General features: G+C 59.8%; 1 protein-coding gene. It reads right to left on the bottom strand.

Features of this window, described 5'->3' with window-relative positions:
- Positions 1-65: 65 nt before the first annotated feature.
- Positions 66-13,349, bottom strand: coding sequence for a retention module-containing protein (locus WE862_RS13595; protein ID WP_225628403.1), 13,284 nt, complete (start codon positions 13,347-13,349; stop codon positions 66-68).
- Between the last annotated feature and the right edge of the window lie 560 nt (positions 13,350-13,909).

Raw genomic sequence — 13,909 nt, 5'->3', positions numbered from 1 at the left:
TCCACGCAGAGATAAACAAAGAGCCGGCAATTGCCGGCTCTTCCTTTTACGTTTCTCGCCCGCTATCAGGGATGCTGGATGATCAGGCTGTGGTTATCCAGCATGCTCTGCAGGATGTCGTGGGACGAAGTGCTGGTGAGATTCCAGCTGTTCAGATCCACATCCTTCAGGGTGATCTGCTGGGTCACCTGACCACCACTGGCCGAGGTCACCGAGAGATTCACATCGCTCAGACCATTGCTGCCGCTCGTCACCGACGCCGAGAGGTTGCTTAGCAAACTTTCGACGCTGGCTCCCGGGCCACCCCGCAGCAGGTCAGCCAGATCGATACGGTCCCCCTGTTCCGGATGGAAGTCGGTGATGGTATCGATAGCGGGTTGCCCCTGACTCCCCTCATCCCCCTTCTGCCAGACAAAGAGATCGCTGCCGGCACCGCCGGTGAGGATATCGTTGCCTTTGCCGCCATTGAGAACATCGTTCCCAAGCCCTCCCACCAGACGATCATCGCCTGAAGAGCCAAAGAGGATGTCGTCATGCTCGGACCCCAACAGCTCATGACCGCTCTGGCTGTGGATAGTCAGGGTATCGAGTGGCGTGCTGATGGTGGAACCGCCGACACTCGACTCGGCGGAAATCCCCAGTACATGATCCCCATCGCTCAGGCCGTTGAAGTAGAGCGGTACCGAGTGATCCGCCGGGATCAGCCAGTCACCGTTGCTCTCCTGATGCCCCACGGTCAGGCCATGTTCATCCTGTACCTTAGCATTACCCAATCCGCTGATGCGAATGGATAGCTCACCGGTCGCCGGATTGACCACGCTGGCCTGCAGACTCAGGGGCACCAGCGCCCCCTGCAGGGCATGGATCTCGTGCTGGGTCAGCGTCAGGCTCGGCATGTCCGGCTCGGGCGTGACATTGATGGTCACCTGATCGGTGTCGCTCAGCGGGCCACCTGCACCGCTGTTGCCCTGATCCGAGGTAGTGACGGTCAGGGTATCCTCTCCCCAGAAATCTTTGGCCGGTTCATAGTGCAGGCTGCTTGCCAGCAACTGGTTGAGATCGGCCAGCGACCCCACCAGGGTGATCTCGCTAGTATTCGCCCCCTGCACCATCACGGCGCCGGTTGCGCCCAGCAGGGTCAGCACACCATGCTCGACCCGCAGCACCATGGAGACAGGTGCGCTGCCGGCATCCACATCCTTCACGCTGATGCCGGATAGCGACAGAGAGCCATCCTCTTTGACCGTCATGCTGCCCGGCAGCTGATTGACCGGCGCATCATTGACCGGCAGTACCTCGATGGGTACCACATCGGTGTCGCTGAGAGCCCCGCCGCTACCGGTATTGCCAAGATCATTGGTCACCATGGTGAGCTGATCCTGGCCATTGAAGTCCTGTGTCCCCTGATAGGTCACCCCGCCCGCCAGCAGCGCATTGATGGCGGCAAGCGAGCCGCTCAGCACCAGCGAGCCCGTGCCACTGCCGGTCACAGTCACGCCGCTGCCGGCCGCCAGGGTCAATGTGCCGTGACCAACCGAGAGGCGCACCTCGATGGGACTGTTGCCCGCATCCACATCTTTGACCTGCAAGCCATCAATGCGGTAAGGCATATCCTCTTCGGCAACCAGCGGCGCTGTGGGCAGCTGATTGATCGGCGCATCGTTGACCGGTTGCACCTCGATGGGCAGCACATCGGTATCGCTGAGAGCCCCGCCACTACCGGTGTTCCCCTGATCGTTGGTGACCATGGTCAGGGCGTCATTGCCGTAGAAATCACTGTTCCCCTGATAGGTGACCCCGCCCGAGAGCAAGGCATTGAGATCGGCCAGCGTGCCGGTCAACACCAGAGAGCCGGTGCCGTTGCCGACCACCGTCACGCCGCTGCCAGTTGGCAGCGTCAGGGTGCCATGTTCCACCGACAGGGTGATCTTGATGGGGCTGCTGCCCGCGTCCACATCTTTCACCTGCAAGCCGTGGATAACGAAGGGCTGATCTTCCTGCGCGACTTGTGGGGTCGTTGGCAATACGTTGATTGGCGCATCGTTGACCGGGCTCACATCCACATGAATGGTGCCATTGACTTCAGGGCCAAGGGCACCGTTGTCGAGGCTCTGAGCAATGATCTTGAGATCCAGCGCGCCGTTGGCATCATTGGTTACCAGCTCGACAGCACCCAGCTTGCCACCCTCGGTGGTGACCTGCCAGCGACCGCCCCCCAGATCAACAACCGTCCCCGCCACGCCATTTGGCAAGCGGATCTCGGCACCATCAGGAACACCTTCTATGGTGACCCGCACCTGCTCCGGCTTGTTCTCATGCACATTACCCGCATTGCCGCCGGTTGGTTGGTTATCCCTGGTCTCCAGCCCCAGATCCAGCTTGATCACATCCCCTTCGGTGCCACTCGCCTGCCCTTGAATATCGGCAATGAGGGCATCCCCCACCGGATTGACTGTCACGGTGAAGCTGCCGCTGGTTTCAAGGGGAATGGTGAGCCCCTTGTCGAGGGTAAAGGCGCTGAGTGACAGATCCACGCTGCCGCTGAAATCGGCCGGCGGGATCAGGGTCAGCTTGGCAAAATCGGTACCTACCGGGATCTGCCAGACACCGCCGCCATTGTTGACGGCAGGGGCCGAAAGAGTAAAACCATCCGGTACCCCCTTGATCTGCAACGCCACTATCTTCTCGGAATCATCGTTATCGATAAGGGCTGCACCAAAGCCAGCCAGGCTGATGGCACCATCTTCGTTGCCCGATACATCGTGCAGCGTGAGCGCTGCGGGATCGTTGGCCGGTCTTACCTCAAAGCCGACCTGCCCGCTCCAGCTACCGCTGTCGGTCACCTGCTGACCACCGACCAGCGCGGTATCGACGATATCGACCTTGATGTCGAGCGGTACCTGACCGCTGAAGTGCTCTTTGGGCACAAACACCAAGTCCTTGAGGTCAGCCACATCGTTGACCACCAGGGTGTTGACCGGCTTGCCGCTGCCATCGATGAAGTAACCATATTTCGCATCCACCGTGATGGTGACCCGCTCCACGGTTTCGAGGCCGCCGCCCGCGATGGAGGGGCTGATGTCGGCAAGTTTCACCGACAAGTCGAGGTGGATCTCGCTATCTTCCAGATTGTCCGGCTGTCCGTCATGGTTGGTATCCAGCACGGTCAGTGTCAGTTCCGGGTGCTCGCCACGGCCACCATTCACATCGACCACGGGGGCCACATCGACCCGTACCGTGCTGCTGTCGACCTTGATATCGCCACTGGCGGTATCCGTGTTGACCACCTTCACCTCGATATTGAGCGAGCCGGCAAAGTCTTGCGGCAAGCCGAGGGTCAGCCCTTCCAGACCAGCCAATGACGGCGGCACCTTGATGACATACTCACCGGTCGAGATGTTGTACTCGGCCCCGCTGATGGTGACGCCCGCCGGCAATCCCTTAAGGACTATGGTCACCTCGTCGCTGCCCTGATCGGCGGCGCCGATATGGATCACCCCCTTGAGCTGCTGACCAAAATCGACCCGGATATCCTCCTTACCCACCAACACCGCGTTGTCGTCGATATCGACGGTCGCCGCAGCTTCCTTGTTAGTCGTCGGCGTCGCCTCGAAGGTCGCTTCCGTGTCAAGGCTCACCTTGACATGGGCACTGGCATCGCCATCGTCTCCCCGGTCAATCACCATGGCATCGATACGGATCGGTTGAACCTTGCCGACAAACCCGTCCGGCGCATGCAGCTTGAAGCTACCGAGGTTGCCCGCCGGTACGATCCAGCTACCGTTACCGTTGTTGATGCCGCCGATCACCACAAACTGATCGCCTGCGCCGCCGTTCAGCACCGGCAAGTTAATCACCAGATAGTCGATCTCCTCCACGCTGGAGGGATCGAGATCAGTAAAGAGGAAACGCCCTGCCAGATCGATATCGGTACCGCCCTGCCCCACGAGTGCGCCGCCGGTCTGGGTCAGCTCGCCATCGGGCTCCACCACCGCCTGAATATCGACGTTCAGATTGCCATCGATCACCTTCTCGGCCACCGCGCCCGAATCCACATCGTGCTGGGTCACGGTGACGTGGCTCTGGATAGTGGTATTCCGATCGCTATCCTCCGGCGCCTTCACCAACAATTGGCCCCCGTTGAGCAGGCTGTCGAGCTGGGAGGCAGTCAGGGTGACCTTGCCACCCACCACGGTCAGCTGGCTCTCCACACCGCCGGCACGCAGCCAGATCTGGTAGCCATCTTCCACCCCGGAGAGACTCAGCGCCGTTACCTTTTCAGCGCCATCTGTAAGGGTCGGATGCCAGTCCAGTACGGTAAACTCATCTTCCAGACCGTGGCTGGCCTTGCTGTAGTCGGTCGCATCGATCTCCGGCTCCACCTTGATATGCAGCGGCACCTCGAAGCTCTTGCTGTCACCGTCGTTTTCGGTCACCACCACCCTGGCAACGAGATGCAGATCCGCCGTGCTGTTGTGGGGTGGCTGGATAAGCAGATTGCCAAAATCGGAGACATTGACCTGATAGGTCGGTCTGCCGCTGGCATCGAGTCCGGCAAAAGTGAGGGTCAGCTCCTTGCCGCTGGCATCAAATACCCGAGCCCCTTCCGGCAGCCCTTGCAGCACCACGTTGAGGCTCTCGGAGGTATCGTGCGGGGTATCGACCCACTCGCCCGAGGTGAGGGTAAAGTTGAGCGGCGCCCGCCCATCTTCACCCACTGTGATGGCATAGCCTGTCCCTTCGGCCTCCCAGCCGGTATTGCCAAGCTCGAAGTGAGGCTGATCCACCACCCCCACCAGATCCACATGAATGGTCTGGGAGCCGGTCTCCTTCTCGTTCACCACGATGTGGGTCTGGCCATTGGCATCGGTCAGGGTGGCGCTGTCTTTGACCACGCCCTTGATGGTCAGATCGAAATCGACGTTGCTGTTTTTGGGCGGCAGTAGCTTGAGCTCATTGATGCGATCAAAGGGCACCTCGTAATACCCGGCTGCATTCTGGCTGACGGCAACGTCCCCCAGCAGCAGCGTCGCCCCGGCGGGCAGGCCGCTGATGCGCACAAAGAGCTGCTCGGAGCCATCGGTGGTGTCACCCAGATGGGCCAGGCCAATCTTGCTGCCCAGATCGAGCAAGGTATCCTCTTTGCCCTGAATATCGCGCACGGTGAGTTTGGCGTCATCCGCCTGCGGATTGACGTTGATCACCAGCTCAATCTTGTCTCCCTGCGCCGTACCCTGACCCGGAGCCACCAGACCCTGCTCCGTGCTGATCGGGGTCACCGACAGCTTGATGTCACCACTGAAATCCTTGGCCGGAACCACGGTCACCTTGTTGATATTGGCTGCAGATACGGTATAGAGCCCGCTGGCGTTTGGCTTGAGTTCAACCCCGTTGAGCATGAGCGTGCCCTTGCCCTCCTCCCATTTGATCTGGTAGTTCAGGGTTTCGGAGCCATCCCCATCGGTGAGGTTAGCTTGCACATTGAGCTTGATACCGCTGCTGTCCTCGTTGGTGTCGTAGTGCTGGTTGGTGTGACCTGCATCCCACACCGGCTTGTCGGCCACGCCGCGTACCGTGATGACAAGATTGCCGGTGACTGCAGCAGGGGCATCCCCCTCGGTCACCCCCACCTGCAACTGCACCTGGAAGTGCAGCGGCTGGCCCTTGTTGCTCCAGGTAGACCAGTTGGCATCCGGCACAAAAGTCACCCCCTGGGTGCTGTAGTGCACGTTATCGCTGGTCACCATGGCCGCTGGCGGGACGATAAACCACTTGCCATCCGCTGTGGTGGCAAGGGCAACCCCGTTGTAATAGAAGGTGCCATGCGTATTGGCTGGCGCCTGAATAAGGAGCTGATCTATATGCTCGCCCCGGTCGAAATCGCCGATATCAAGCTGCATGTTGATGGGAATACCGGCGCGTGGATCCTGAGCCCCCTGATCTTCGTTGCCGGTTGCCGCAGTGACGGTGAAGCTCACCGGCTCATCCCGCAGATTAAGGGTCAGGGTGCTGTCGGCGCGGTCACCGTCGCCATCCACCAGATGGGCGATGATGACCTGACTCAGCTGGGCATTATCGTGATCAAAGCCGCTGGCCGGCGTGAAATGGTAGCTGCCATCCGCCGAGATGGTGAGAGAGCCCATCACCTGCTTGCCATCCGGACTCATCACATCCCGGGTGAGGGAGCCATTGACGGCATAGGTCTGGCCATTGATGGTGATCGACTCCACCCGGGCGCCATCAGCCCCTTCGTTGGCGGCTGGCAGCAGATCACCGCTGACGGTGGCACTCCCCTCGTTCAGGGAATGAGCCAGCACAGTGCCGATAGGCATATCGTCCTGTACCGTCACGGTCACGCTGACATTGGGGCTACGATCGCCATCGTGATCGGTGACAAAGAGCGGCACCTCAATGGCAAGATCATCTTTACCCTGAATACCGTGATCGAGCTGCCCCACCAGATAGACGCTGTAACTGCCGTTCACATCGAGGTGGATCCAGAAAACCGACTTGCCACCCTCTGCTGTAGCCAGATACCAACCAGGGCTGTGAGCGGCCAGCGTCACCGACTGACCGTTGGAGGTCAGGTGGTTAGCCTGGTTGAAGGCGGCCACGTCGAGTTCAAGGGAAGCGACCCGATCCGAACCGGCGCTGATGGTCACCTTGCCGCTGGCCGTTTCCCCCCGATCTGAGGGCATAGTGCCCGGATGCTGGCTGGCGGAGCCATCGAGAGCAGACTCCTTCACTGTGACCGAGTCAATGGCGGAGATAATAGGATTCACACCATCCGTCACCGTGATGGTGGTTGAGCCCTGGCTCTGGCTGCCATCGCTGTCGGTGACCTGTACCGGCAGTGTCAGATCAAGCTTGTTATCAACGCCGTGATCCAGGTTGGTATGCACCGTTACCTGATAGTCGATGGTCGCGGTGGTATGAGCGCCTATTGTCGCCGGCACCAGCCCCAGAGTCACCGTCATCACCACCACGCCGCCAGCCGTGACCGCCTGGAAGGTATGACCATCCGTGCCAACTGCTTTCCAGGTCAAGGCCTCGCCATTGTGGGTGATGGCCTTGCCGCTGGCATCCATCACCTGACCTGCAAAAGCCAGACGCACATCGACCACTGGGTCGGAATCGGCGGTGATGGTGATCTTGCCGGTGGCATTCTGATCGTCCGCAGTCTGGTTGTTAGCGGCGCCATCGAAACGCCCTTCGCTGAGGGTTACACCAGTCAGGGTAAGGATCGGTTTCTCTCCTTCCCCAATCTGGATATTGAGGGTGCCGCTGGTGCTATCGTTGTTGCCGCCCGCCTTGTCGTAGTCGTTGACGATCACCTTGATGGGCAGCTCGGTCACGGCGTTGGCGCCCTGATGGATCCCCTGATAGAGGGTCACCTGATAGTCAAAACCGTTCTTGCCCGCCTGATCCAGCGAGCCAACCAGCCGCACCTCAAACACCTCGACGCGCTGGCCATCGACCATCACATAGCCCTTGAGCAGTTGGCTACCCGGGATGGTGGGATCCCCATCAACCAGCTGGTACTGCACCGGCTGGCCGAGTGCGGTGAGTGCCGGCTGCTGGCCGGCATCGGCAAAGGCCACTTCGACCACCCGATCCGACCCGGCTTGCACGTCAAAGTGACCGGTTTGGCTCAGGCTGTTGCTGCCGGTGAGGTCCCCCTCATCCAGGGACACGCCTTTGCCCGGGATAAAGCTCGGTGCCTTGCCATCCGCGATGGTTAGCGGCAGCGTGGTACCGATGCGATCGCCATCCTTGTCGGCCAGGGTGACCGCCAACGGCAGGTTGAGAGATTCGCTCCCCTTGTGATCCAGCTCGCCCATGAGGGTGACCTTGGCGGTGACGCTCCAGTTGCCGTTCTGCTCGATAAGGCTCAGCTCGGCGCGCAGGATCTCGCGACCATCTGCCGTGGTACCGACCAGCTGGCCATTGGCATCTAGGGAGAAGGTGACTGGATTGCCGTGACTGGTCAGCCCGGTCAGGGAGCCCTGAATGGCGGCGATATCAAAGCCAAGGGAGTTGGGGTCGAGGGCATCGCTGCCGTGGGTCACCGTGAAGCTCATGGTGCTGACCGCAGCGGCCTCTCCTTGCGCCATCTCGGTGATGGCGGTGCCGCTGACGGCAGAGATGGTCGGGTTGACCCCATCACCTATCGCCACGGTAATGGTGGAGGAGACCTTGCCGCCATCGCTGTCGAGCAAGGTAAAGCCCGCCTTGAGCAGGCTGTCGGCACTGCCCTGATCCAGTGGTTGATGGAGGGTGAAACTGTATTTGCCATCGTTGCCGAGGGTCAGCTCAAACACCAGTTTGCCATCGGGGGTACGCCCCTCGATAAGATGATCGGCTACCGTGATGGTCACGGCCTGCTTGCCCGAGGTGAACCCTTGCAGCCCCGGCTGATTGGCATCGAAGGTGATGCTGGCCAGCGGATCGCTGCCCGCGGTGATAGTCAGATCACCATTAAGAGTCTGGCCCTGCTGCCAGTCGCTATCTTCGGTGAGCGTCAGGGATACAGGAGCGACCTGCGGCAAGGCGCCATCGGTAATGGTGATCTTGAGGGTGCCGAGGTTGCTCTTGTCCCCGTCAAAATCAGAGCCCTGTACTTTCAGGCCAAGGTTGAGGCTGTTGGTCGCTTCCGGCTCGTCAAACACGCCGGTCAGGGAGACGCTGTATTTGCCATCCAGCCCGATGGTGACGGTGAGGATCGCCTTGCCCTGCCAATCCTTGACGATCAGCTGGTTGCCCTGCACCTCATAACTGGTGGGATGCCCCTGACTGGTGAGCCCCGCCAACGCCGGCTGGCTCGCCTCAAAGTTGAGGGAGACCAGTCGATCGCTACCCACCGTCACCGGCAGTTGGCCATCGATGCTCTGGGTGCCGCCTTCTTGCAGCGAAACGCCCTTGTCCAAACCGAGTTCAGGGTCAAGGCTGTCCGTCACCATGATGGTGGTGGAACCTTGGCTCTGGCTGCCATCGCTGTCAGTGACCTGTACCGGCAAGGTCAGGTTGCGCTTGTCATCACCCCAGTGATCCAGGTTGGTATGCACCGTTACCTGATAGTCGATGGTCGCGGTGTTATGGGCACCAATGGTCGCAGGCACCTGCACCAAAGTAATCGTCATCACCACCACGCCGCCAGCAGTGACAGCCTGGAAGATGTGACCATCCGTGCCAACCGCTTTCCAGGTCAAGGCTTCGCCATTATGGGTAATGGGTTTGCCGCTGGCATCCATAACCTGACCGGAGAGGGTCAGTCGCACATCTGTCACCGGATCCGAGTCAGCTTTGATGATGATCTTGCCGCTCGCCTGCTGGTCATCCACCGCCGAGTTGGCGCCATCAAAGCGCCCTTCGCTGAGGGTTACACCCGTCAGAGTGAGGGTCGGTTTATCTCCTTCCCCAATCTGGATATTAAGGGTGCCGCTGGAGCTGTCGTTGTTGCCGCCCGCCTTGTCGTAGTCGTTGACGATCACCTTGATGGGCAGCTCGGTCACGGCGTTGGCGCCCTGATGGATCCCCTGATAGAGGGTCACCTGATAGTCAAAACCGTTCTTGCCCGCCTGGTCCAGCGTGCCAACCAGCCGCACCTCAAACACCTCGACGCGCTGGCCATCGACCATCACATAGCCCTTGAGCAGTTGGCTACCCGGGATGGTGGGATCCCCATCAACCAGCTGGTACTGCACCGGCTGGCCGAGTGCGGTGAGTGCCGGCTGCTGGCCGGCATCGGCAAAGGCCACTTCGACCACCCGATCCGACCCGGCTTGCACGTCAAAGTGACCGGTTTGGCTCAGGCTGTTGCTGCCGGTGAGATCCCCCTCATCCAGGGACACGCCTTTGCCCGGGATAAAGCTCGGTGCCTTGCCATCCGCGATGGTGAGCGGCAGCGTGGTACCGATGCGATCGCCATCCTTGTCGGCCAGGGTGACCGCCAACGGCAGGTTGAGAGATTCGCTCCCCTTGTGATCCAGTTCCCCCGTGAGGCTCACCTTGGCGTTCACACTCCAGTTGCCGTTGTTGTCGACCAGATTCAGTTCGGCGCGCAGGATCTCGCGACCATCTGCCGTGGAGCCAACCAGCTGGCCGTTGGCATCGAGGGAGAAACTAATCGGGCTGCCATGGCTGGTGAGCCCAGTTAGGGTGCTCTGGATGGTGGCGATATCAAAACCGAGAGATGCGGGATCAAGGGCATCGCTGCCGTGGGTCACCGTGAAACTCATGTTGCTGACCGCGGCCGCCTCCCCTTGCGCCATCTCGGTGATGGCGGTGCCGCTGACGGCGGAGATGGTCGGGTTGGCGCCATCACCTATCGCCACGGTAATGGTGGAGGAGACCTTGTCACCATCGCTGTCGAGCAGGGTAAAACCCGCCTTAAGGAGGCTGTCGGCACTGCCCTGATCCAGCGGTTGATGGAGGGTAAAGCTGTATTTGCCATCGTTGCCAAGGGTCAGCTCAAACACCAGCGTGCCATCGGGGGTACGCCCCTCGATAAGATGATCAGCCACCGTGATGGTCACGGCCTGCTTGCCCGAGGTGAACCCTTGCAGCCCCGGCTGGTTGGCATCGAAGGTGATGCTGGCCAGCGGATCGCTGCCCGCGGTGATGGTCAAATCACCGTTAAGGGTCTGCTCCTGCTGCCAGTTGCTATCTTCCGTGAGCGTCAGGGAGACAGGATCGACCTGCGGCAAGGCACCATCGGTAATGGTGATATTGAGGGTGCCTAGGTTGCTCTTGTCGCCGTCAAAATCGGTGCCCTGTACCTTCAGGCCTAGGTTGAGGCTGTTGGTCGCTTCCGGTTCGTCAAACACGCCAGTCAGGGAGACGCGGTATTTGCCATCCAGCCCGATGGCGACGGTAAGGATCGTATTGCCCTGCCAATCCTTGACGGTCAGCTGGTTGCCCTGCACCTCATAACTGGTGGGATGCCCCTGGCTGGTGAGCCCAGCGAGCGCTGGTTGGCTCGCCTCAAAGTTGAGGGAGACCAGACGATCGCTGCCCACCGTGACCGGCAGTTGACCATCGATGCGCTGGTTGCCCCCTTCTTGCAGCGAAACGCCCTTGTCGAGACCAAGCGAAGGATCACTGCCGTCGTTGATGGTCAGAGCCAGGTCGGCACTGGTGACATCGCCATCGATCTCTTTGGCACTCACCTGCAACCCCAGCGAGAGGCTGTCACTACTCTGATGATCGAGCGGGCCGGTAAGGGTGATCACCACCCGACCGCCCACATCGCTCCCCTGCTGTTCAGCCAGCAGCTGGGCGCGCAATACCTCTACCCGCTGACCATTGCCATCGAGGTAGTAGCCCAGCAGGGTGCGATCATCGGTAAATTCAAACGTCAGCGGATGGCCATCGCTGGCAAGACCCGAGCCGTTGAGGGTAGCCAGGGTGCCACTCTGATTGCTGAACACCAGCGAATCCACCAGCAGGGGATCGGCGGTGTGCTTGACCAGAAAGCTGCTCTCCCCGACTACGGCGGCGCCATTGGTAAAGGCATCCTCGGTCAGGGTGATGGCCGGGATCTCGAAGCTCGGTGGATTGCTGTCCACCAGATTGATCACCAGCGGCGCTTTCACCAGATCACCGTCGCTGTCGCGGTACTCGAGGTTGAACGGCAGACTCAAGGTTTCCTGAGTGTTAAGCAGAGTCTGCCCCTTGCTCTCGGGGTGATCCAGGCTCTGGTTCCAGACGATGCGATAGCTGCCGTTATTGTTGAGGGTCAGGGTAAAGACAGTGACACCACCGGCAGTGGCGGTCAGGGTCTGGCCGCCCCAGACGTAATCGAGTGCCACACCCTGACTGGTAAGATTCAGCCCTTCAAGGCCACTCTGGTCAGCGGCGAAGGTGACCTGCAGGTTGCCATCAACCCCGGCGCCGGTATTGAGGCTGCCGGTCGCAGTGACTGGGCCATTGGCCAGTCCGGCTTCGGAGAGGGTCAAGGTCTCGCTCTTGCCGATCAGCGGCGCACCGTCCAAAGCAGAATTACCCGCCAGATCGGTGACGCTGGCACGCACTTCGAAAGATTGCGTGATGCCGGAGAGATCAAGACCTGATACCTGCCAGCGGCCATCCGCCCCCACCACTGCAGAGGTGGTAAGCAGGATCTGCCCATCGCTGCCTAGCAGGGTGATGGTCACCTTCTGTCCCGCCTCGACATTGGCGGTGGTACCACTCAGGGTGGCATTGTCGCTGCCAAAGAGTTCCACAGCATAGAGATCATCGATATCGATGGCGGCCTGGGTATCAACCTCAATAGTGAGGGTATCGCTGGCTCGGTTGCCGGCGATATCCACCGAGTCGACCCGAAAATCATAAGCTCCGTCTGCCAGCGTATCGGGCAGCTGATATTGCCAGTTGCCATTGCCATCGACGGTCAGCACAGCGAGCACGCTGCCACCAAGGGAGAGGGTGACTGTGGCTCCGGGCTCCCCCTTGCCCTGCAGCAGCGGGGTATTGTCGCGGGTCAGATCATCGCTCTGGCTGGCACCGGTGTCGCTCTCATCGGCAAGATCCAGGGTAATGGTGGTGATGGTATCGAGCAGGGTCTGGCCCAGATCACTGGCACGGTTGCCGGCAGCATCCTGGGTATCGGCCTGAATGGTGAGGGGGCCATCCACCAGCTTGCCGGTGACGTCGCCAAAATTGGCCTCCCAGACCAGACCGGGCAGCACCACTGTGGTGACGGTGAGCCGGTTGCCTGCCTGGTCAATCAGGGTCACGGTGACCGGCTGACCGACCTCTACATCTAGCACGGTACCGCGGATGATAACGCCAGCCGCCTCGTCAGCGTTGATGATGTTGTCGCTGGTCTGCGGCTCCGTGATGGTGATGGCGGCAAAGAAGTCGCGTACTTCGGCAAAACGCAGCTCGTCGTTGGCGACAGGTGCATTGTGATCCGTATCGAAACCGGCCTCGGCCAGAGTGGCGTCATTGGTGCGATCGACCACCACAAAGCCGCCGGAGCTGGAACCCGCAACGCCACCAATATTGCCGGCAGCTGGCGCGGCGTTGCCTGCGGCGGTCTCGGCAAAGAGTTTGGTCGGGTCAACCCCCTGGCGAATGGCCTCCTGCAGGGAAGCGAGCTCCTGATCAGGCTGCGCCTCGCTGCCATCGGCCGGAACAGAATTGGCCGGTTCAGGTTGTTGTCCGGTTGGCTGCGAATCGGCATCAGCCAGTGCAAACTGCCCCCCCTGCGCGGCTTGCAGCCGATAACCGGGATGGAGCGCCATCCCCACGGTTGCTCGTACGACAGCTCCATCTGCACTGATGACAAACACGGAGCCCTCTATGCGGGTCACCACCGTGGACTTTTCAATTTGCAACTCAGCCATACAACCTCCGGCACAACCTGATTAAAAATATTTTTATCAGCACATCGACCTGGTCAATGATTATACAGAAACCAAGATAATCAGTCTTTTCTCTATTTTCGACAAAAGGCAGCGCAAAACAGCCATTTCATACAATAAAAACCATATTAGCCTGCTTTTTTACACGACAATTTTCGACGCAATATTGCTGAAACCCTTTGCTGACGGGCCCATTCAAGAAAAACTGTATTTTTGGCGACCTAGCTTTGCAATCCTCGACGAACATGGAATTCAAGCGAGCCCCAGTGGCAAACGGGCAGTGAAAATGAGCTCAGCCAAACAGCAGCGCTTATCGATAATAAAGTGAATAAAAATTTAAGGTCGCGCATAGCCATTTCTCTTGCCGAGCGACGAAGAAGAGATGGCCATAGTGCCAAGGAGTGAGCTGACCTCCACAACGCTCTTTACTCGGCTTCGTAAAATCCGCTGATTTTTCTTGGCAAGACCGTCACAACAGCCTGACTTTTCGTAAAATTCTACCCAGATCTCATTTCCGTATTTTGCTCGTGCCGTCAATTGAT

The organism is Aeromonas jandaei (genome assembly GCF_037890695.1).
Lineage (GTDB): Bacteria > Pseudomonadota > Gammaproteobacteria > Enterobacterales > Aeromonadaceae > Aeromonas > Aeromonas jandaei.
This window is presented reverse-complemented; position numbering and strand designations above follow the sequence as displayed.